The sequence below is a fragment of the Burkholderia sp. lig30 genome (assembly GCF_000687455.2).
GTDB lineage: Bacteria > Pseudomonadota > Gammaproteobacteria > Burkholderiales > Burkholderiaceae > Burkholderia.
Window position 1 is genome coordinate 1 of the sequence record NZ_JGVW01000086.1, and the last position, 21,992, is coordinate 21,992.

A 21,992-nucleotide genomic window follows, 5' to 3' on the forward strand; every position below is an offset into this window, starting at 1 on the left:
GCAATTGCCGGGTTTTTTGTTTTGTCACGGGGTGCGGAGCCCGCCGCGGCTCAGAACTGCCACCACGATTTCGTCGCGCCCGCGCGCGAGCGGCCCGTGATGTACGGGCTGTCCGGGAACGTACCCGCGAGCACGCGCTTCGTGTCTTCGGCGAGCTGCGGCTGATTCAGCTTGTCGTACGACAGTATCATGATGTGCAGCGCATCCTCGATCGCCGGCGCGCCCTTGTATTCCTTGACCGCGAGCTGGGCGCGGTTGATCGCCGCGACATATGCGCCGCGACGGTAGTAGTAGTCGGCGGCGTGCACTTCGTGCGATGCGAGCGCGTTGACCGTGTAGCGCATCCGCGCGGCGGCGTCCGGCGCGTACTTGCTCTTCGGGAAGCGGTCCACGACGACCTTGAACGCGTCATACGACTCGCGCAGTGCCAGCGGGTCGCGCTCGCTCATGTCCTGCCCGGAGAAGCGGCCGAACAGGCCCAGGTCGTCGTTGAAGTGGATCATGCCCTTCAGGTAGTACGCATATGCGACGTCGGGATGATCCGGGTGCAGCTGGATGAAGCGGTCCACGGCCTGGTCGGCAGCGGCGGCTTCGTTGTCCTTCCAGTTGCAGTAGGCGACGTTGATCTGCGCCTGCTGCGCGAAATGGCCGAACGGGTCGCGGCCCTGCAGCGACTCGAAGTATTTCGCGCACTTGCCCCAGTCGCCGCCGGACAGCGCGTCCTGTGCCTCTGAGTATAATTTGTTGTTCGACCAGGTAACCGTTTCGTCCTGCTTTTGCGGCAAGCCGTGGCAGCCCGCGATGAGGGCGGCGGCCGCAGCCAGCACAGCCCGGGCGGCGACGGTTCTTGCCACGCTTTTGGTCGAATTCATCATGCTCGCATGTCCTAGCTTCAAGTCTCGGTGACCCAGTCTAAATGACCCGTTCAAGTTCGTTGAATGCCCAGCAGGGCATGTCAAATGGCGACGATTATAGCCCAAGCGATCGCCCCGCCGACGCTCCCCCCAGCGATTCGCTCGATGACGATCTCACAGGCGACGCGCTGCAGGCGCCCGTCGTGCCGTCCGTCGCGGGCGACGAGGCGCCGCGCGTCGTCCAGGTGCCCGCCGCGCTAGCCGGCGAGCGGCTCGACAAGGCGCTCGCGCAGTTGTTTCCCGAATTCTCGCGCAGCCGGCTGCAGAGCTGGATCGACGCGCAGCGGGTGCGCATCGACGGCGCGCCCGCGAAGATCCGCCAGCCCGTGCCGCTCGGCGCGACGATCGAGCTCGTGCCGGACCTGTTGCCGGAGCAGCTCGCGTTCACGCCGGAGCCGGTGCCGCTGTCGATCGTCTACGAGGACGATGCAATCGTCGTGATCAACAAGCCCGCCGGCCTCGTCGTGCATCCCGCCGCAGGCAACTGGAGCGGAACCGTCCTCAACGGCCTGCTGCACCGCTACGGCGCCGCCGCCGCGGGACTGCCGCGCGCGGGGATCGTGCACCGGCTCGACAAGGAGACCTCGGGGCTGATGGTCGTCGCGCGCACGCTCGCGGCCCAGACCGACCTCGTCCGGCAGTTGCAGGCGCGTACCGTGAAGCGCCGCTATTTCGCGCTCGTGTGGGGCACCATGCCGGACGAAGGCACGATCGACGCGCCGATCGGGCGCGATCCGCGCGAGCGCACCCGCATGGCAGTGGTGGCCGGCGCGTCCGGCAAGCCGGCGCGCACGCATTTCCGCACAGTTGACACATGTCTGTGGCAACGTCAGCCGGTGTCGGCGATCCAGTGCGATCTCGAGACAGGGCGCACGCACCAGATCCGCGTGCATTGCGCGCATACCGGGCATCCGCTGCTCGGCGACCCGGTGTACGGGCGCTTGCGCGGCAAGCGGTCGGTGACGGCGCTGCCGGGCGGTTTCGCGCGGCAGGCGCTGCATGCGTGGCGGCTCGGGCTCGTGCATCCGGTGACGGGCAAGGCGATGCAGTGGCGCTGTCCGTTGCCGGACGACATGGCGGCGCTCGTCGAGGCGCTTGGCTTCGGGCACGACGAAGGGGAATTCGACGACGCCGAAGCAGTCTATGACGATGATTTTGGCGGCGAGTATCTTGACGATGCGCCGTACGAGGATGACGAGGAGGAGTGAGTGCCGATGACGAACCTGGCGCCGTTGACGCGGCAGGACTGCGTACAGCCCGACTGGCGGGTGTCGCCGCGCGTGCGGGCGTTGATCACGACGCGCAACGGCGGCGTGAGCGGCGGCCCATACGGCTGCTGGCAGGACGGCGCGTCGTTGCCGGGCGGCATGAATCTCGGCCTGCACACGGGCGACGATCCGTCGCATGTCGCGGAGAATCGCGCGCGGCTTCTTGCGCTCGCGGGGCAGCCGCGGGCCGCATGGCTGGAGCAGGTTCACGGCGCGCAGATCGTGCGCGCGGACGAGGTGATCGCGGCCGCTCCCGACGGTGCGGCGCCGGTGCGCGCCGATGCGAGCGTGACCGATCGCGCCGGCGCGGTGTGCGTCGTGATGGTCGCCGACTGCCTGCCCGTGCTGCTGTGCGACGAGGATGGGCGGGCCGTGGGCGCCGCGCATGCGGGTTGGCGCGGGCTGGCGGCAGGGATCGTCGAGCAGACGGCGGCGGCGGTGGCCGGCCTGGCCGGCGGCGCGACGGCCCGCTTGCATGCGTTTCTCGGGCCGGCGATCGGGCCGCAAGCGTTCGAAGTCGGAGCGGACGTGCGCGACGCATTCCTCGACACGGCCCCGCAGTCGGAGCATGATGACACAAACCATGCGTTCGCCGCGATCGACGGCGCGCCCGGCAAGTATCTGGCCGACCTGTACGCGCTCGCGCGGCTGCGTCTGGCGCGCGCCGGCGTCACCCGCGTCAGCGGCGGCGATGCCTGCACCTTCGCCGAGCAGGCGCGCTTCTATTCGTACCGGCGCGATCGAGTGACGGGGCGCATGGCCGCCGCCATCTGGCTTGCCGGTTGAACAGCGTTTGTTGCAGTGCGGGATCGCATCATCCCGATTTATTGGCTGCGTGGCGGTCGTTGCGCGCGCATTCGAATCAAAAATCGTCGAGACACGCGAATCAAAATGTTTCCACTGTTGTCGAAAGCCTTGTGCCGCCTGCGGCGCGAAGATTATCTTTGCGCGGGAAATGGCGGCGCTTTGATGTGGCGCTTCACATGGGGAAAACCATAATGATAAAAATACCGCACTGCGGCAGAATCTGGAGACGACCCTCCAGCGTATGACGGCCCGGCTCGCCGGGCGGCATGCCGCGCCCCGAGCAGGATTTCCCAGACTGACTCTCAGGAATCACCGGTAAGGCAGGTAATGACAGCATCGAAAAACTCGTCGACGTCCGCGTACGCGGGCATTTTCTCTGGCCACCCGACAGTCGATCAGGCGGTCCAGCCGATGCAACAGATGTTCGAATCCTGGCTGGGCGCGTGGCGCGACTTTGCCGATCCGGCGCGCGCGGCGACCGCGTCGGCGGCCGCGAATCCGTTTGCGACCTTTCAGTTCCCCAAAGCATTTCCGTTCCAGATGCCGTCGATGGCCGATTTCGGCGGCGCGGCGTCGCCGTTCGCCGGCCTGAAGCTGCCGGCGGCGGCGATTCCGCCCGAGCGCCTGCAGAAGCTGCAGGCCGACTATTCGCGCGACTGCGTGGCGCTGATGCAGCAGGCGGCGGCGATGAAGCTCGAGGCGCCGGAGCTGAAGGACCGCCGCTTCAGCGGCGACGCATGGAAGGCGTCGCCCGCGCATGCGTTCACCGCGGCGTGGTACCTGCTCAACGCGCGTTACCTGCAGGAACTGGCCGACGCGCTCGAGACCGATCCGAAAACGCGCGAGCGGATTCGCTTCGCGGTCCAGCAGTGGACGGCCGCGGCGGCGCCGAGCAACTTCCTCGCGCTCAATCCGGACGCGCAGAAGTCGATCATCGAGACCCAGGGCGAAAGCCTGCGCCAGGGGATGATGAACCTGCTGGGCGACCTGCAGCGCGGCAAGATCTCGCAGACCGACGAATCGCAGTTCGTGGTCGGCAAGAACCTCGCGTGCACCGAAGGCACGGTCGTCTATGAGAACGACCTGATCCAGCTGATCCAGTACAAGCCGACCACCGCGACCGTGTACGAGCGTCCGCTGCTGATCGTGCCGCCGTGCATCAACAAGTTCTACATCCTCGACCTGCAGCCCGAGAATTCGCTCGTCGCGCATGCGCTGTCGGGCGGCCATCAGGTGTTCCTGGTGTCGTGGCGCAACGCGGACGCGTCGGTTGCGCACAAGACGTGGGACGACTACATGAACGAGGGGCTGCTGGCCGCGATCGACGCGGTGCAGCAGATCAGCGGTCGCGAGCAGATCAACACGCTCGGCTTCTGCGTCGGCGGCACGATGCTCGCCACCGCGCTGGCCGTGCTCGCCGCGCGTGGCGAGCACCCGGCCGCGTCGATGACGCTGCTCACCGCGATGCTCGACTTTTCCGACACCGGCGTGCTGGACGTGTTCGTCGACGAGGCGCACGTGCAGATGCGCGAGCAGACGATCGGCGGCAAGAACGGCACGCCGCCCGGGCTGATGCACGGCGTCGAGTTCGCGAACACGTTCTCGTTCCTGCGGCCGAACGACCTGGTGTGGAACTACGTCGTCGACAACTACCTGAAGGGCCGCACGCCGGCGCCGTTCGACCTGCTGTACTGGAACAGTGATTCGACGAGCCTGCCCGGCCCGATGTACGCGTGGTACCTGCGCAATACCTATCTGGAAAACAAGCTGCGCGTGCCGGGCGCGCTCACCGTGTGCGGCGAGTCGGTCGACCTGTCGCGCATCGACGTGCCGACCTTCATCTACGGCTCGCGCGAGGATCACATCGTGCCGTGGCAGACGGCCTATGCGTCCGCATCGCTGCTGACCGGGCCGCTCAAGTTCGTGCTCGGCGCATCGGGTCATATCGCGGGCGTGATCAACCCGCCCGCGAAGAAGAAGCGCAGCTACTGGACGCGCGACACCGACGGGCGCGCGCTGCCCGGGGCGGCCGGCGACTGGTTCGCCGGCGCGACCGAGGTGCCGGGCAGCTGGTGGCCGGAATGGACGACCTGGCTCGACCAGTATGGCGGCCGCAAGGTGAAGCCGCGGGCACAGCCCGGCTCGGCAGCGTTCCCGGCGATCGAGGCGGCCCCCGGCCGCTACGTGCTGCAGCGCGATTGACGAACATGCCGGGCGGCATGTGCCGTCCGGCGTTCCGCAGGTTTTTTTAACAGGGCAGGTAGCGACGCGCCGTGTCGCGCCGGTCCGGAGGAAAGGGAAATGACTGACGTTGTGATCGTATCGGCCGCACGTACCGCGGTGGGCAAATTCGGCGGTTCGCTGGCGAAGATCGCGGCGCCCGAGCTGGGCGCGGCCGTCATCCGTGCAGTGCTCGAGCGCGGCGGCTTGAAGCCGGAGCAGGTGAGCGAAGTCATCCTGGGTCAGGTGCTCGCGGCGGGCTCGGGCCAGAACCCGGCGCGCCAGTCGCTGATCAAGGCCGGCCTGCCGAGCGGGGTGCCGGGGATGACGATCAACAAGGTGTGCGGCTCGGGCCTGAAGGCCGTGATGCTCGCCGCGAACGCGATCATCTCGGGCGACGCGGACATCGTGATCGCGGGCGGCCAGGAGAACATGAGCGCCGCGCCGCACGTGCTGCCGGGCTCGCGCGACGGCTTCCGGATGGGCGACGCGAAGCTGGTCGACACGATGATCGTCGACGGTCTGTGGGACGTGTACAACCAGTACCACATGGGCATCACCGCGGAAAACGTCGCGAAGGAATACGGCATCACGCGTGAAGCCCAGGACGAGTTCGCCGCGCTGTCGCAGAACAAGGCGGAAGCCGCGCAGAAGGCCGGCCGCTTCAATGACGAGATCGTGCCGATCGCGATCCCGCAGCGAAAGGGCGAGCCGCTGCAGTTCGCGACGGACGAGTTCGTGCGTCACGGCGTGACGGCCGAAGCGCTCAGCGGCCTGAAGCCGGCGTTCGCGAAGGACGGCACGGTGACGGCGGCGAACGCGTCGGGCATCAACGACGGTGCCGCCGCGGTGCTGGTGATGTCGGCCAAGAAGGCCGAGGCGCTCGGCCTGAAGCCGCTCGCGCGCATCAAGGCATACGCTAGTGCGGGCGTCGATCCGAGCGTGATGGGCATGGGCCCGGTGCCGGCGTCGCGCCGCTGTCTGGATCGCGCGGGCTGGACGCCGGGCGACCTGGACCTGATGGAGATCAACGAGGCGTTTGCCGCGCAGGCGCTCGCGGTCCACAAGCAGATGGGCTGGGATACGTCGAAGGTGAACGTCAACGGCGGCGCGATCGCGATCGGCCATCCGATCGGCGCATCCGGCTGCCGGATCCTCGTCACGCTGCTGCATGAAATGCAGAAGCGCGATGCGAAGCGCGGCCTGGCCTCGCTGTGCATCGGCGGCGGCATGGGCGTTGCGCTCGCCGTTGAACGTCCGTAAGGTGTTGTAGGGCGCCGGCCGCGCCGCAGGGCGCGGCCGGTGCTTCGTGAAGTCAGAGGTCGCCGCTCGGCACTTTTTAAAACAACATGGAGTGAGGTTTATGTCTCAGCGAATTGCGTACGTAACGGGCGGGATGGGCGGCATCGGCACGAGCATTTGCCAGCGTCTTTCGAAGGACGGCTTCAAGGTGGTCGCAGGCTGCGGCCCGAATTCGCCGCGCCGCGTGAAGTGGCTCGAGGAGCAGAAGGCCCTCGGCTTCGACTTCATCGCATCGGAAGGCAACGTCGGCGACTGGGACTCGACCAAGACGGCATTCGACAAGGTCAAGGCCGAGGTCGGCGAGGTCGACGTGCTGGTCAACAACGCGGGCATCACGCGCGACGTCGTGTTCCGCAAGATGACGCGCGAGGACTGGACCGCGGTGATCGACACGAACCTGACGAGCCTCTTCAACGTGACGAAGCAGGTGATCGACGGCATGGTCGAGCGCGGCTGGGGCCGGATCATCAACATTTCGTCGGTGAACGGGCAGAAGGGCCAGTTCGGCCAGACGAACTACTCGACCGCGAAGGCCGGCATTCACGGCTTCACGATGTCGCTCGCGCAGGAAGTCGCGACGAAGGGCGTGACGGTCAACACGGTATCGCCGGGCTACATCGGCACGGACATGGTCAAGGCGATCCGCCCGGACGTGCTCGAGAAGATCGTCGCGACGATCCCGGTGCGTCGCCTCGGCGCGCCCGAAGAGATCGGTTCGATCGTCGCGTGGCTGGCTTCCGAAGAGTCCGGCTTCTCGACGGGCGCCGACTTCTCGCTGAACGGCGGCCTGCACATGGGCTGAGCCCCGTGGCCGTCCGGCTCGCCGGACGGCCGTGCGGCTCGGCGTTTCGGAAGCGCCCCGCGGCCTGCGTGCCGGGTCGCGGAGGTTCGTTACTGCGCTACGCTTGCGCTCAAAGGCGTCACATGTCTACAGCTACTACTACAAAGAAGGCAGCCGAACGGCTCATCAAGAAGTACCCGAACCGCCGGCTCTATGACACGGAGACGAGCACCTACATCACGCTTACCGACGTGAAGCAGCTTGTGCTCGACCAGGAGGACTTCAAGGTCGTCGATGCGAAAAGCAGCGAAGACCTGACGCGCAGCATCCTGCTGCAGATCATTCTCGAAGAGGAGAGCGGCGGCGTGCCGATGTTCTCGTCGTCGATGCTGTCGCAGATTATCCGGTTCTACGGGCATACGATGCAGGGGATGATGGGTGCGTACCTGGAGAAGAACATCCAGGCGTTCATCGACATCCAGAACAAGCTCGCCGATCAGTCGAAGAACATGTACGAAACGAATGCGATGAATCCGGAAGTCTGGTCGCAGTTCATGAACATGCAGGCGCCGATGATGCAGGGCATGATGACGAGCTATATCGAGCAATCGAAGAACATGTTCGTGCAGATGCAGGAGCAGATGCAGAATCAGGCAAAGTCGATGTTCAGCACGTTCCCGTTCAAGCAGCCGGGTACCGACCCGGAGAAGAAATAACGTCTCCCCACGTGATTTGCGGGGCGCCAGGGGGTGACCTTGGCGGGCCCCGAAACGGCGCGTCGCGCGGCATGGCAAACGGGAGGTCGAAGCGTTGCCATGCCGGCGCGGTGCGCGCCGGGTCGTTGCATGCCGCGCGCGCATCGAGGCGCTCGGCGGCGTCGAATTGGCACCGCCCGAGCGTGAGCCCATTCGAGCGCCGCAGGCGTCGGGCGAACGATCGTTCTGGATCGAAATTCTTTCCTCAGAGCAGTCGCCGAACGGCATTTCTGCTGGCGATGTCCGCGCGCGCCTTGCCTTGCGTGGCGTTTGCGATCGTCTGACAGTCGCTCGTCGCGAAGTAAGCGGGACACATCAAGCTCCATATCCCTTGGGGCCGCTACCCATCCGGCGGCCCGTTCCAGCCAGCAGTCCGTGCTGCCGTCGGCCGCCGGTTTTTGGATCGCAGCGCCCTAAATAGCTGTAAACTCATGGTTTTGCTGCCACGCCCCCACATTCCAGATGTCGCAATCCCCCAAAGTAGGCTTCGTTTCCCTCGGCTGCCCGAAAGCGCTCGTCGACTCCGAGCAGATCATCACCCAGTTGCGCGCGGAGGGCTACGAGATCTCCGGCACCTATGACGGCGCCGATCTCGTCGTCGTCAACACCTGCGGCTTCATCGACGAAGCGGTGCAGGAAAGTCTCGACGCGATCGGCGAGGCGCTGAACGAAAACGGCAAGGTGATCGTCACCGGCTGCCTCGGCGCGAAGAAGAGCGCGAGCGGCACCGGCCTCATCGAGGAAGTGCATCCGAAGGTGCTCGCCGTCACCGGCCCGCACGCAGTCGGCGAAGTGATGCAGGCCGTCCACTCGCACCTGCCGAAGCCGCACGATCCGTTCGTCGATCTCGTGCCGGCCGCCGGCATCAAGCTCACGCCGCGCCATTACGCGTACCTGAAGATCTCCGAAGGCTGCAACCACCGCTGCTCGTTCTGCATCATCCCGTCGATGCGCGGCGATCTCGTGTCCCGTCCGGTCGCCGAAGTGATGCTGGAGGCGGAGAACCTGTTCAAGTCCGGCGTCAAGGAACTGCTCGTGATCTCGCAGGACACGAGCGCGTACGGCGTCGACGTCAAGTATCGCACCGGCTTCTGGAACGGCCGCCCGCTCAAGACCCGCATGACGGAGCTCGTCGGCGCGCTCGGCGAACTGGCCGCGCAGTACGGCGCGTGGGTGCGCCTGCATTACGTGTATCCGTACCCGCACGTCGACGAGATCATCCCGATGATGGCCGAAGGCCCGCTCAAGGGGCACGTGCTGCCGTATCTCGACGTGCCGTTCCAGCACGCGCACCCGGAGGTGCTCAAGCGGATGAAGCGCCCGGCGAACGCCGAGAAGGTGCTCGAGCGCGTGCAGAAGTGGCGCGAGATCTGCCCGGACCTGACGATCCGCAGCACCTTCATCGCGGGCTTCCCCGGCGAGACCGACGAGCAGTTCGAGACGCTGCTCGACTTCATCCGCGAGGCGGAGCTGGATCGTGTCGGCTGCTTCGCGTATTCGCCGGTCGAAGGCGCGAGCGCGAACGAGCTGGACGGCGCGTTGCCGGACGACGTGCGCGAGGCGCGCCGCGCGCGCTTCATGGAAGTCGCCGAGGAAGTGTCCGCGCGGCGCATCCAGCGCAAGGTCGGCAAGACGCTCAAGGTGCTGATCGACGAGGTCGGCGAAGCGGGTGGCATCGGCCGCACCGCGGCGGACGCGCCGGAAATCGATGGTGTGGTCTACGTCGAGCCGGCCACGAAGGCGTCCAAGCGTTATAAGGTGGGCGACTTCGTGTCGGTGAAGATCACCGGCGCGGACGGCCACGATTTGTGGGGTGAGGTGTAAGCGATGACGACGCCGCAGTTTCCCGAGATTCTGGCGTTCGGCGAGGCGATGATTGAATTCAATCAGTCGCAGCCGGGGCGCCCCGAGTATCTGCAGGGTTTCGGCGGCGACACGTCGAATTTCTGCATCGCAGCCGCGCGGCAAGGCGCGTCGGCGGGTTTCGTGTCGGCGGTCGGCGACGACCATTTCGGCAAGCTGCTGGTCGACCTGTGGCGCGGCGACGGCGTCGAGACTTCCTGGGTGCGCGTCGATCGCGGCGCGCCGACCGGCGTCTATTTCGTCACGCACGGGCCGGACGGCCATCAGTTCGACTATCTGCGCGCGGGTTCCGCGGCGAGCCGCTATGTGCCGCACGACCTGCCGCTCGACGCGCTCGCGGCCGCGAAGGTGTTGCACCTGTCGGGCATCAGTCTCGCGATCGGCACGTCCGCGTGCGATGCCGGTTTCGCGGCGATCGCGCAGGCGCGCCGGCATGGCGTGCGCGTAAGCTTCGACACGAACCTGCGGCTGCGGCTCTGGCCACTGCCGCGCGCCCGCGCGGTGATGCTCGAGGCGCTGCGCCACACGGACATCTGCCTGCCGAGCTGGGACGACGTCACGGCGCTTACCGGCGCGACGGATCGCGATGCGATCGCCGATGCGATGCTCGCGTTCGGGCCGGAAGTGGTCGCGCTGAAGCTCGGCCAGGAGGGCGTCTACGTGGCGACGCCCGACGAGCGGCGTCTGGTGCCGGGCTTCCCGGTCGCAGCCGTCGATGCGACGGGCGCGGGCGACTGCTTCGGCGGCGCGTTCGTCGCGCGGCTCGTGGCCGGCGACGATCCGTTCGCCGCCGCGCGCTACGCGAATGCGGCCGCGGCGCTGTCGACGCTCGGCTACGGCGCGGTCGCGCCGATTCCGCGCAAGGACGCGGTCGAGCGCCTGATGCAGGGCTGACGTGCGTGCGCCACGCGCGCCCGGCTACACGTTTTTTTCATTCATGACGAGGATGAGGAGGCAACATGCAGCGTGAAGTGGTGGTGGTGAGCGGCGTGCGGACGGCGATCGGCGATTTCGGCGGCGGCCTCAAGGATTTCCCGCCGACCGAGCTGGGCGCGAAGGTCGTGCGCGAGGTGCTGTCGCGCGCGCAGGTGTCGGGCGACGAGGTCGGCCATGTGGTGTTCGGCAACGTCGTGCACACCGAGCCGAAGGACATGTACCTCGCGCGCGTCGCCGCGATCAACGGCGGCGTCGCGCAGCACGCGCCCGCGCTGACGGTCAACCGTCTGTGCGGCTCGGGCCTGCAGGCGATCGTGTCGGCCGCGCAGGGGCTGCTGCTCGGCGATGCCGACATCGCGATCGCCGGCGGCGCGGAGAACATGAGCCGCGCGCCGTACTCGATGCCGGCCGCGCGCTTCGGCCAGCGCATGGGCGACACGCGCCTCGTCGACATGATGATCGGCGCGCTGAACGACCCGTTCCAGTCGGTTCACATGGGCGTGACCGCCGAAAACGTTGCGGCGAAGTACGGTATCTCGCGTGACGCGCAGGACGCGCTGGCGCTCGAATCGCACCGCCGCGCATCGCATGCGACCCGGGCCGGCTATTTCAGGGAGCAGATCCTGCCGATCGAGATCGTCGGCTCGAAGAAGGGCACGTCTGTCCTGTTCGACACCGACGAACACGTGCGCCATGACGCCAGCGCCGACGATTTCACGAAGTTGCGCGCGGTGTTCGCGAAGGAAAACGGCACGGTCACGGCGGGCAATGCGTCGGGCATCAACGACGCGGCCGCGGCCGTGCTGCTGATGGAGCGCAGCGTGGCCGACAAGCGCGGCGCGAAGCCGCTCGCGCGTCTCGTCGCGTACGCGCACGCGGGCGTCGATCCGGCCTACATGGGCATCGGCCCGGTGCCGGCCACGCGCAAGGTGCTCGAGCGCGCGGGGCTGAGCGTCGCGGATCTCGATGTGATCGAGGCGAACGAGGCGTTCGCCGCGCAGGCGTGCGCGGTGTCCCAGGAGCTCGGGCTCGATCCGGCGAAGGTCAACCCGAACGGATCCGGCATCTCGCTCGGCCACCCGATCGGCGCGACGGGCGCGCTGATCACCGTCAAGGCGCTGTACGAACTGCAGCGCATCGGCGGCCGCTACGCGCTCGTGACGATGTGCATCGGCGGCGGGCAGGGCATCGCCGCGATTTTCGAGCGAATCTGACGCAAGGAGTGACGCAACGTGGGACGATTTTCGGGATGGCATCGGGCGGTGGTGATCGCGTGCGCGCTGGCCGCGGGCGCAGCCGTGACGGGCGCGCACGCGGCGCCGGCGGATACTGGCACGCTCGACGACCCCGCGCCCGCCCGGGCCCTCAAGCCCAATCCCGCGTTTGCGCGCCTGCCGCGTTACGAGGGCACGCTCGGCGGGCGGCCCATCGTCGTGCACCTCGGGCCGAAGGACGACGACCCGGGCGTGCACGGCGAGTACCAGTTCACGGATACCGGTGAAGTGGTGCTGCTCGCGGGCGATCGCGACGGCGATGCGCTCGAGGTCGAGGAATCGAACGACGGCACCAACATCACCGGCGTGTGGATCGGCCGCTTCGACGCGGCGGGCAGCCTCGCCGCTGACCGGATGAACGCGGACGAATCCGATCCGCAGCCGGTCGTGCTGCGGCCAGTCGGTGCGTCCGGCCGCCCCGCGCTGCAAGTGCGCGACGGCCGCGTGCAGGCGATCGAGGCGGTGGGCGGTGTCGTCGACCTGCGTGCAGGCGACTGAGTCACCGTCTTCGGAGTCAAGCGTGGGGTGGCTCGGTGCGCGCGGCGCGCATTGTACCGGGCCAAACGCGCCCGTTTTGGCTAAGCTAGCGGTCTCTTTCGCAATCGCTCGGCCCACGCCCGGCTTTACCGTCATGACCGCACCCAGTTCCAAGCGCGCGCTGCAAACCCGCATCGTTCAACCCGACGACGTCATCCCGTCCGGCTACCGCTCGTTCGTCGCGCCGGTCGAGCGCGCGTCGACGGTCGTGTTCCCCGATCTCGCGACGGTGCGCAGCCTCGACTGGCGCGAGGACGGCCAGTGGCGCTACGGCCTGCACGCGACGCCGACCTCGCTCGCGCTCGCGCAGCGGCTCGCGACGATCGAGGGCGGCACTTACACGCTGCTGCAGCCGTCGGGCCTCGCGGCGATCACGAACGTTTACTTCGGCTTGCTGAAGGCGGGCGACGACGTGCTGATTCCGGACAACGCCTACGGCCCGAACGCGGATTTCGGCCGCTGGCTCGAGGCCGATTTCGGCGTGAGCGCGCGTTTCTACGATCCGCTCGTCGGCGCGGACATCGCGGATCTGATCCAGCCGAACACGCGCCTCATCTGGCTGGAGTCGCCCGGCTCGGTGACGATGGAAGTACCGGACGTGCGCGCGATCACTGCGGTGGCGCGCGAGCGCGGCGTCGTCACGGCGATCGACAATACCTATTCGGCCGGGCTCGCGTTCAAGCCGTTCGAGCATGGCGTCGACATCTCGGTGCAGGCGCTGACCAAGTATCAGTCGGGCGGCAGCGACGTGCTGATGGGCGCGACGATCACCGCGGACGCGGCGCTGCACGCGAAGCTCAAGCTCGCGCGGATGCGCTGCGGGATCGGGGTGTCCGCCGACGACTGCTCGCTCGTGCTGCGCAGCCTGCCCAGCATGCAGGCGCGCTTCGACGCGCACAGCAAGAGCGCGCTGTCGCTCGCGCAATGGCTGAAGGCGCGCCCGGAAATTGCCGCGGTCCTGCATCCGCAACTGCCGGACTGCCCGGGGCACGCGTCGTTCGTCCGCGACTTCACGGGCGCGGGCGGGCTGTTCTCGGTGATTTTCGATGCGCGCTACAGCGCGGAGCAGATTGACCGCTTCGTCGAGGCGCTGGCGCTGTTCGCGATTGGCTGGAGCTGGGGCGGCGCACACAGCCTCGCGATGCCTTATGACGTCGCGTCGATGCGCGCGACATGGACGCATCGCGGCACGCTGGTGCGGTTCTACATCGGCCTCGAGGATGAGACCGACTTGCGCGCGGACATCGAGCGCGCGATGCGGGCCACGCTCGGCTGAGCGCGGCCGCGCCGCGGCGACTGCGGACGCTGCGGCCGGGTTGCCGCCATTTCGGCACGCCGGTGCGCGGGGGCACGCCCCGCGCCGGCGCGGCCGCGTCAGAACAGGCGCAGAAGGCCGTCGAGGCCGACGTGATCGAACGCGACGGTCGCGGCGTCGCGCACGACCGGCTTCGCGTGGAACGCCACCGACAGGCCGGCTTCGGCCATCATCTTCAGGTCGTTCGAGCCGTCGCCCATCGCGATTGCGCGGCTCGGATCGATGTCGAGCGCGACGCACGTCTCGCGCAGCGTGCGGGCCTTCACGTCGGCGTTGACGATCTCGCCGATCACCTTGCCGGTCAGCTTGCCGTCGACGATCTCGAGCGTGTTCGCGCGCGTGAAATCCAGGTTCAGCCGGGCCTTCAGGCGCTCGGTGAAGAACGTGAAGCCGCCCGACACGAGCAGCGTCTTGAGGCCGGCCGCCTTCGCGCCGGCCAGCATCGTCTCGGCACCCGGCGACAGGTTCAGCCGCTCTTCGTAGACGCGTTCGAGCGCGTGCGCGTCGAGGCCGGCGAGCAGCGCGACGCGGCGCGTGAGGCTCTCGTTGAAGTCGCGGATCTCGCCGCGCATCGACGCCTCGGTGATCGCCGCGACTTCCGCCTTCAGGCCGCAGAAATCGGCGATCTCGTCGATGCACTCGATCGTGATCAGCGTCGAATCCATGTCCATCACCACCAGCCCGAAGTCGCCAAGCGTTTGCCCGGCGTCGACGAACGCGTAGTCGAGCGCATGCGTGCCGCAGTAGACGGCGATGTCGGGCCGCTGGGCCGGCTCGACTTCCTCGATACGCAACGCGTGTTCGTTGAGCTGCACGAGACGCGAGCCGCGCGCGAGCGCGAACAGCGGTTTGTGATGCGCGTCCGACAGCGGCGCGACGCTTTGGATGACGAGATTCTTGGCCATTGATGAAGTAACAGGGAGCGAACGGAACGCCGCCGGGCGGCAAACACGACATTGTAGCCGGTCGGCTCCGCGCGATTGCGGGCGGATCGCGGCGCGCCGCGCAAGCGGGTTAACACCCGATGCGTCCGGGGCGCATGGCGGGCCGCTTGGCGTTAGACTGACGACGCGTCATGCATCGATAACCGCGCGGCACGCGGCAGCGCAGCCGCATCACAAGGAGGTCAGCATGAGCCAACCCAGCATGTCAGTCGCCGCCTCGCTGTCCGTCGCGCTCGCGGCGGCGTGCGTCAGCGTGAGCGTCGTTGCGGCGCCGCCGATCAAGGGAAGCCTGAAGGGCGGCACGACCGGGCAGCTCGAATACACCGTCAAGGTCGAATCGAAGATGTTCGGCGACGCGCAGGAGACGCGCAAGATCCGCCCGGGCGAAACCGACGACTTCAACTGGAAGTCGGTGCCGCCGGACGGCGCGGTGGCGATGCCCGACGCGTGTCCGAAGGCCGACATGCTGCCGCGCGACGCGAATGGCGCGATGGTCCGGCAGACGCAGGTGCGCCTCGCGCCGTCGATCGACGGCAAGGGCGTCGCGAACGTGCAGATGCACTTCCAGGCCGCCGCGCCGAACGGCACGCGCAGCGTGACGGTCGACGGCAAGCCGCTGCAATGTCCGAACCCGGTGACGCTGAGCCAGGTCAAGTGGCTGACGATTCCGGCGAACGGCGGCGCGCGCAGCGTCACGCTGAGCGACGGGACGAAGGTCACAGTGTCGATCAAGCGCTGAGCATCGCACGGCCGCGGGATCGAGGTGCGGCGTCATGCGGCGCGTGACACGGCGCGGGCGCGTCGGTATGCTCGGGCGCTCCTCATCCTCGCAGAACGGAAAGCCCATGATTGCCCGCATGAGCATGCTGGTTGCCGCCGCATTGATCGCCGCGCCGGCGCACGCGGCCGACGATTGCAGTTTCGTGAAGAAGATCGCGCTGCCGTCGCAGCAGCTGACGGCGGTCGTGTCGAGCGGCGCGCTCGAGCCGTGCTCGACGGGCAGCTACGCCGTGCGCCTCTATTCGACCGCGAACACCGCGCCGCAATTCGATACCGACGACTATGTCGCCGGCATCCTGCATGCGCGCGACGGCACGGTTGCCGACGCATTCGCCGCCGATCTCGGCGCGCGCGCGCCGCATGCGCTCGTCGTGACGACGCGCTCGGCGGGCAGCGGCGGCTACGTCGGTGCGCACGCATACGTGACGACGCCGCGCGCGGTGCGGCTCGTCGCGTCGGTGGAAGGGCTGCAGCCGGACGCCGACGTGACCGCCGCGCTGCGGCGGGCGATCGGCAAGGGCCGCCGCATGCGCTGACGGCCGGGCGCGGGCCCGGCCGCGCGTCAATGCGGGCGCTCTTCGAGGCGCGCGGCCAGGAAGCGATGCTCGGCCGAGAACAGCCGCCGGTAGGTCAGCAGCACCGCGCCGACCGTGCCGAGCGCGGAGGCCGCGGCGATCAGGAACATGATGACGATCTGGTAGCGCACGGCCTGCAGCGGCGACTGGCCGGCGAGCACCTGGCCGGTCATCATGCCCGGCAGGCTGACGACGCCGACGACGGCCATCTGGTTCAGCGTCGGCACCATCCCCGCGCGCACCGCCTGGCGCGCCGCCTCCTGCGCGGCTTCCCAGCGCGTCGCGCCGAGCGCGAGCGCGGTCTCGACGCGATCGCGGCGCGCGGTCAATTCCTCGGTCATCCGCTCGACGCCGAGCGAGACGCCGGTCAGCGTGTTGCCGAGGATCATCCCGAGAATCGGGATCGCATACTGCGGCTCGTACCACGGATGAATGCGGATCACGACGAACAGGCCGATCGCCGCGACGACCCAGCTGCTGACCCAGATCGCCGCGATGCTGTCGGTGCGCTGTCCCGCATACGTGCGCTTGCCGCGCGCCGCGCCGGCGAAGCCGGCGATCAGCGTCATCAGCGCGGTCAGCGGCAGCACGACGTACCAGCGCGGGTGGCCGAACACCCAGCCGAGCACGTAGCCGATCGCCAGCAACTGCACGACGGTGCGCACCGCCGCGAGCGCGAGCTTGCGGCCGAGGCCGAGCGACAGCGCGGCCGAGATCGCGCCGTTGACGGCGACGAGCGTCGCCGCGATGCCGACGTCGACGAGGCTCAGATCCTGCAGCAGCGGGCTCATGGCGCGACCTCCGATGCGTTCGCGGCGCGCAGCACGCCGGCCTGCATCGTGATGCGCGATGCGCCGATCCGTGCGGCCTGCGCGGGATCGTGCGAGATCCACATGTATGCGCGCGCGGCGGGTGCCGCGTCGAACCATGCGCCGACGAGCGATTCGATCGCGCGTGTCGAATCCGGGTCGAGCGCGGAGGTCGGCTCGTCGAGCAGCAGGACGTCCGGCTCGAGTTGCAGCACGCGCAGCAGCGCGGCGATCTGCGCCTCGCCGCCCGACAGCTCGCTCGCGCGCTTGTCGAGGAAATCGTCGCCGCGGCCCGCGCGCGCGGCGAGCTGCGCGGCGCGCGCGCGATCGAACCGCACGTCGCGATAGACGGCCAGCGTATACGGATAGCGCAGCAGCGATTCGACCGTGCCTTCGGCGGGCGCCGGCCGCTGGCGCAGGTACGCGACGCTGCGCCGGTAGCGGGGGATCGCGCTGCGCGGGATCGGCTGGCCGTGCCACAGCACGGATCCGCCGTCGAGCGGATCGAGCAGCGCGAGCGCGCGCAGGAACACGCTCTTTCCCGACCCCGACGGCCCCGTGATCGCGATGCGGGCGCCCGCGGGCAGGCTGAAATCGGTCGGCGCGAGCAGGATCTTGCCGCTCTTCGCGTCCCGCCGCGTGATTCCCTGCGCTTCGATGAGGCCGGTGGCTGTCATGTCACAAATGAAAAAAAGCGTTAAGGGCGCCGAAGGGGCGCACAGGCGTGCGCCATAATACCGACAGAAAAGCTCACGCGGGTGTCGTGCGCCGTTGTCCCCGCACGCGGCCCGGCATGGCGCGGCATTGCACTTCAGAACAACAATGGAACCGCCATGACGCTGACCCGAGCCATCGGCAAATCCGCTGGTTGGATCGCCGGCATCGTCGCGGCCGTGATCGCGGCAGCCGGTGTTTTTTTCTTCACGTTCGACTGGAACCGCGCGAAACCGTGGGTCAACGAACAGGTGAGCGCCGCGCTCGGCCGCCCGTTCGCGATCAACGGCGACATCAGCGTGGGCTGGCACCGCCCCGACGGCGAGACCGGCTGGCGCGCGTGGGTGCCGTGGCCGGCCTTCTCGGCGTCGCGGATCTCGATCGGCAACCCCGGCTGGGCGAAATCGCCGACATTCGTCACGCTCGACGCCGCGCACTTCGATCTCGCGATCCTGCCGCTCCTCGCGCACGAGATCGTCATTCCGTCGATCGACGTCGTCAATCCCGTGGTGGATCTCGAGCGGCTTGCCGATGGCCGCAACACGTGGACGTTCGCGATCCGGCAATCGGCGCAGCCGTCGCCGTGGAAGGTGCGGCTCGACAGCTTCGGGTTCGCCAAGGGCTCGGTCGCATATCGCGACGCGATCACGCAGGCCGATCTCACGATCGCGATCGATACGCTCGGCCAGCCGATCCCGCTCGGCGACGTGCTCAGGCAGCAGGAACAGACGTCGCGTGCCGCGTCGGTCGAACGGGTCGGCAAGCGGGGCGCCGCGCAACTGGGCGCGAACGCGCAGGCCGAGGCCGCGTCGAGCGCGTCGGCGGCACAGGTCGCACAGGTGGCCGCTCAGGCCGCTCAGGCCGCACGGGCCGCGCAGGCTGCGAGCGCCTCTGCCGCGTCCGCGCCGGCATCGGCCGTGACGCCGGTGCGCGGGCACGCCGGTGCAACCGGTCCCGCGTACGCGTTCGGCGTGAAGGTCGATGGCCGCTACAGGAACGTGCCGGTCGCGGGCACCGGCAAGCTCGGCGGCGTGCTCGCGCTCGACGACGCATCGCGGCCGTTCCCGTTGCAGGCCGACGTGAAGGCGGGCGACACGCGGCTCGCGATCGTCGGCACGCTGACCGACCCGAAGCATCTGGCTGCGCTCGATCTGCGCCTGTGGCTGCAGGGCACGACGATGTCCCACTTGTATGCGCTGACCGGCATCACGCTGCCCGACACGCCGCCTTACGCGACGGAAGGCCGCCTCGTCGGCAACGTCAAGCCGCATGCGAGCGCGTTCCGCTACGAGAACTTCAACGGCCGGGTCGGCGGCAGCGACCTGCGCGGCACGCTCGCGTACGCGCAGCGCGAGCCACGTCCGCTGCTGTCGGGCGAGCTGGTGTCGAATCTGCTGCGCTTTGCCGATCTCGCGCCCGTGATCGGCGCCGACGCGGCCGCGAGCAAGGCGCAGCGCGGTGACACGACGCGCCAGCCGCCGGGCCGGGTGCTGCCGGTCGAGACGTTCCGGACCGACCGCTGGCGCGCGCTCGACGCCGACGTGACGCTCACGGGCCGCAAGCTGGTCAAGCGCGCCGACCTGCCGATCACCGATCTGTTCGCGCACATCGTGATGCAGGACGGCGTGCTGTCGCTCGAACCGCTCAGGTTCGGCGTCGCGGGCGGCTCGCTGGAGACGCAGGCGCGTCTCGATGGCAGCGCCGCGCCGCTCAAGGGCCGCTTCACGGTCGCCGCAAGGCACGTGAAGCTGAAGCAGCTGTTCCCGACGCAGAAGGTGATGCAGTCCGCGTTCGGCGAGATCAACGGCGACGCGGCGCTGTCGGCGACCGGCAATTCCCCCGCCGCGCTTGCGGCGAGCGCGAACGGCGAAGTGAAGGCGCTCGTGACGGACGGCGCGATCAGCCGGCTGCTGATGGAAGCGGCGGGCCTCAACGTCGCGAACGTGGTCTACGAGAAGCTCTTCAGCGGGCGCGACGTGAAGATCAACTGCGCGGCGGTCGATTTCGCGGCGACCAACGGCGTGCTCGACGCGAAGGTCTTCGCGCTCGACACCGACGACGCGCTGATCGACGTCGACGGCACCATCAGCCTGCGCGACGAGTCGATGAACCTCCGGGTCCATCCGCATACGAAGGGTTTCCGGGTGTTTTCGCTGCGCTCGCCGCTTTACGTGAAGGGCACGTTCCAGAATCCGGACGTCGGCGTCGATGCGGGCGCGCTCGCGCTGCGCGCCGGCGCGATGGTCGGCCTCGGGCTGCTCAATCCGTTCGCGGCGCTGATCCCGCTGATCGCGCCGAGCAACAACAAGGGCGTGCCGTGCGCGCAGCTGTTCGCGCGGGTCAAGGCGTCGCCGGGCGCGGCCGGCGGCGCGCAGGCCGCCAGGTGACGCGCGCGGCGCATCGCGCGCCGGTCGCCCCGGCGGGGCGTGAGCCACGAATTGTCATGCGTCGCCGCATGAAATGGCCCGACATCCACGGTGGAAATCCGGCTTCTGTCGGCCCCGCCGCCCAGTCCTTCGCCGACTCCTGCTAAAATACCCGGTTTTCCGTCGATCTACCTCTTAACGAGATCTGCCGTGCTTTCTACTGCCAATATCACGATGCAATTCGGGCCGAAGCCCTTGTTCGAGAACATCTCGGTCAAATTCGGGGAGGGCAATCGCTATGGCCTGATCGGCGCGAACGGCTGCGGCAAGTCGACGTTCATGAAGATCCTCGGCGGCGATCTGGAGTCGAGCGGCGGCAACGTCGCGCTCGAGCCGAACGTGCGCCTCGGCAAGCTGCGCCAGGACCAGTTCGCGTACGAGGACGTGCGCGTGCTCGACGTCGTGATGATGGGCCACACCGAAATGTGGGCCGCGATGACCGAGCGCGACGCGATCTACGCGAACCCGGAAGCGACCGACGACGACTACATGCACGCCGCCGAGCTGGAGGCGAAGTTCGCCGAATACGGCGGCTACGACGCCGAGGCGCGCGCGGGCGCGCTGCTGCTCGGCATCGGCATCGACGAGAAGTTCCACACCGGCCCGATGCGCGACGTCGCGCCGGGCTGGAAGCTGCGCGTGCTGCTCGCGCAGGCGCTGTTCTCGAAGCCGGACGTGCTGCTGCTCGACGAGCCGACCAACAACCTCGACATCAACTCGATCCGTTGGCTCGAAGACACGCTCAACGGCTACAACTCGACGATGATCATCATCTCGCACGATCGTCACTTCCTGAACTCGGTGTGCACGCACATGGCCGACATGGACTACGGCACGCTGAAGGTCTGGCCGGGCAACTACGACGACTACATGCTCGCGTCGGCGCAGGCCCGCGAGCGCCAGGTCGCCGCGAACACGCGCGCGAAGGAGCGGGTCGCCGAGCTGCAGGACTTCGTGCGCCGCTTCTCGGCGAACAAGTCGAAGGCCCGTCAGGCGACGAGCCGCGCGAAGCAGATCGACAAGATCAAGATCGAGGAATTCAAGCCGTCGTCGCGCCAGAACCCGTTCATCCGCTTCGAGTTCGAGAAGAAGCTGCACAACATCGCGGTCGTCGCCGATTCGATCACGAAGAAGTACGAGCGCACGATCTTCCAGAACTTCAACCTGTCGGTGCAGCCGGGCGAGCGCATCGCGATCATCGGCGAGAACGGCGCGGGCAAGACGACGCTGCTGCGTGCGTTGCTGGGCAACCTGGCGCTCGATCACGGCACGGTGAAGTGGGCCGAGAACGCGAACGTCGGCTACATGCCGCAGGACACCTACGAGGAGTTCCCGAACGACGTCACGCTGATGGACTGGATCGACCAGTACCGCAAGGAAGGCGACGACGAGACGATGGTGCGCGGCACGCTCGGCCGCCTGCTGTTCTCGGCGGACGACATCAGGAAGTCGGTGAAGGTGCTGTCGGGCGGCGAGAAGGGCCGCATGATCTGGGGCAAGCTGATGCTCGGCCGCCACAACGTGCTGCTGATGGACGAGCCGACCAACCACATGGACATGGAATCGATCGAGTCGCTGCAGATCGCGCTCGAGCAGTTCGAAGGCACGCTGATCTTCGTGTCGCATGACCGCGAGTTCGTCAGCGGGCTGGCCAACCGGATCATCGAAGTGACGACGCACGGCGAGCTGAACGACTTCGGCGGCAACTACGAGGAGTTCCTCACGAGCCGCGGGCAGGCGTAAGCCGCCTGGCCGATCCGCCCGGACGGTGC

19 protein-coding genes are annotated in these 21,992 nt (G+C 68.0%); 15 read left to right on the plus strand and 4 right to left on the minus strand.

The features are described from left to right. Positions 1-50 precede the first annotated feature (50 nt). Positions 51-875 (minus strand): outer membrane protein assembly factor BamD, encoded by an 825-nt coding sequence (locus LIG30_RS15960; RefSeq protein WP_038713583.1) that lies wholly within the window; start codon positions 873-875, stop codon positions 51-53. A 41-nt stretch (positions 876-916) separates the two neighbouring features. Here LIG30_RS15960 and LIG30_RS15965 point away from each other — a divergent pair, with 41 nt between their 5' ends. From LIG30_RS15965 to LIG30_RS16015, 11 genes are all read left to right on the plus strand, one after another. Beyond that, complete coding sequence (locus LIG30_RS15965; protein WP_038713584.1) at positions 917-2,122, plus strand: RluA family pseudouridine synthase; 1,206 nt, start codon at positions 917-919, stop codon at positions 2,120-2,122. A gap of 6 nt (positions 2,123-2,128) precedes the next feature. After that, positions 2,129-2,968 (plus strand): peptidoglycan editing factor PgeF, encoded by an 840-nt coding sequence (pgeF, locus tag LIG30_RS15970; RefSeq protein ID WP_038713721.1) that lies wholly within the window; start codon positions 2,129-2,131, stop codon positions 2,966-2,968. Positions 2,969-3,316: 348 nt separating this feature from the next. Further along, positions 3,317-5,191, plus strand: coding sequence for a class I poly(R)-hydroxyalkanoic acid synthase (phaC, locus tag LIG30_RS15975; protein ID WP_038713585.1), 1,875 nt, complete (start codon positions 3,317-3,319; stop codon positions 5,189-5,191). A gap of 99 nt (positions 5,192-5,290) precedes the next feature. After that, entirely contained in the window at positions 5,291-6,472 is a 1,182-nt protein-coding gene (locus tag LIG30_RS15980; RefSeq protein WP_038713586.1) for an acetyl-CoA C-acetyltransferase, read from the plus strand. A 100-nt stretch (positions 6,473-6,572) separates the two neighbouring features. After that, on the plus strand, positions 6,573-7,313 hold the full coding sequence (locus LIG30_RS15985) for a 3-ketoacyl-ACP reductase (protein WP_038713587.1): 741 nt from the start codon (positions 6,573-6,575) through the stop codon (positions 7,311-7,313). A 122-nt stretch (positions 7,314-7,435) separates the two neighbouring features. Next, positions 7,436-8,008: a polyhydroxyalkanoate synthesis repressor PhaR gene (gene phaR, locus LIG30_RS15990; protein WP_038713588.1), complete on the plus strand. Its 573-nt coding sequence runs from the start codon at positions 7,436-7,438 to the stop codon at positions 8,006-8,008. 501 nt (positions 8,009-8,509) lie between these two features. Next, entirely contained in the window at positions 8,510-9,871 is a 1,362-nt protein-coding gene (gene rimO, locus LIG30_RS15995; RefSeq protein WP_038713589.1) for a 30S ribosomal protein S12 methylthiotransferase RimO, read from the plus strand. A 3-nt stretch (positions 9,872-9,874) separates the two neighbouring features. Beyond that, positions 9,875-10,804 (plus strand): sugar kinase, encoded by a 930-nt coding sequence (locus LIG30_RS16000; RefSeq protein WP_038713590.1) that lies wholly within the window; start codon positions 9,875-9,877, stop codon positions 10,802-10,804. A gap of 65 nt (positions 10,805-10,869) precedes the next feature. Then, the gene (bktB, locus tag LIG30_RS16005; protein WP_038713591.1) at positions 10,870-12,060 is read left to right on the plus strand and encodes a beta-ketothiolase BktB; all 1,191 of its coding nucleotides are present in this window, start codon (positions 10,870-10,872) and stop codon (positions 12,058-12,060) included. 18 nt (positions 12,061-12,078) lie between these two features. Then, positions 12,079-12,618: a hypothetical protein gene (locus LIG30_RS16010; protein ID WP_038713592.1), complete on the plus strand. Its 540-nt coding sequence runs from the start codon at positions 12,079-12,081 to the stop codon at positions 12,616-12,618. 133 nt (positions 12,619-12,751) lie between these two features. Continuing rightward, on the plus strand, positions 12,752-13,933 hold the full coding sequence (locus LIG30_RS16015; protein ID WP_038713593.1) for a cystathionine beta-lyase: 1,182 nt from the start codon (positions 12,752-12,754) through the stop codon (positions 13,931-13,933). A gap of 98 nt (positions 13,934-14,031) precedes the next feature. On the opposite strand, the gene serB is transcribed toward LIG30_RS16015, so the two are convergent. After that, complete coding sequence (serB, locus tag LIG30_RS16020) at positions 14,032-14,877, minus strand: phosphoserine phosphatase SerB (RefSeq protein WP_038713594.1); 846 nt, start codon at positions 14,875-14,877, stop codon at positions 14,032-14,034. 226 nt (positions 14,878-15,103) lie between these two features. On the opposite strand from serB, the gene LIG30_RS16025 reads away from it, so the two are divergent. Continuing rightward, the gene (locus LIG30_RS16025; RefSeq protein ID WP_038713595.1) at positions 15,104-15,655 is read left to right on the plus strand and encodes a DUF6013 family protein; all 552 of its coding nucleotides are present in this window, start codon (positions 15,104-15,106) and stop codon (positions 15,653-15,655) included. A gap of 106 nt (positions 15,656-15,761) precedes the next feature. Further along, on the plus strand, positions 15,762-16,232 hold the full coding sequence (locus tag LIG30_RS16030; protein WP_038713596.1) for a PliI family lysozyme inhibitor of I-type lysozyme: 471 nt from the start codon (positions 15,762-15,764) through the stop codon (positions 16,230-16,232). Positions 16,233-16,258: 26 nt separating this feature from the next. Here the strand turns inward: LIG30_RS16030 and LIG30_RS16035 are convergent, their stop codons facing one another. Next, on the minus strand, positions 16,259-17,062 hold the full coding sequence (locus LIG30_RS16035; RefSeq protein ID WP_038713597.1) for an ABC transporter permease: 804 nt from the start codon (positions 17,060-17,062) through the stop codon (positions 16,259-16,261). Further along, entirely contained in the window at positions 17,059-17,757 is a 699-nt protein-coding gene (locus tag LIG30_RS16040; protein ID WP_038713598.1) for an ABC transporter ATP-binding protein, read from the minus strand. Before LIG30_RS16040 ends, LIG30_RS16035 begins: the two co-directional genes overlap by 4 nt. Positions 17,758-17,913: 156 nt before the next feature. Between LIG30_RS16040 and LIG30_RS16045 the strand changes: the two genes are divergently transcribed. Next, a complete protein-coding gene (locus LIG30_RS16045) occupies positions 17,914-20,181 on the plus strand; it encodes an AsmA family protein (RefSeq protein ID WP_038713599.1) in 2,268 nt (755 codons plus the stop codon). Positions 20,182-20,370: 189 nt separating this feature from the next. Next, complete coding sequence (locus tag LIG30_RS16050; RefSeq protein ID WP_083494063.1) at positions 20,371-21,963, plus strand: ABC-F family ATPase; 1,593 nt, start codon at positions 20,371-20,373, stop codon at positions 21,961-21,963. The last annotated feature ends 29 nt before the right edge of the window (positions 21,964-21,992 follow it).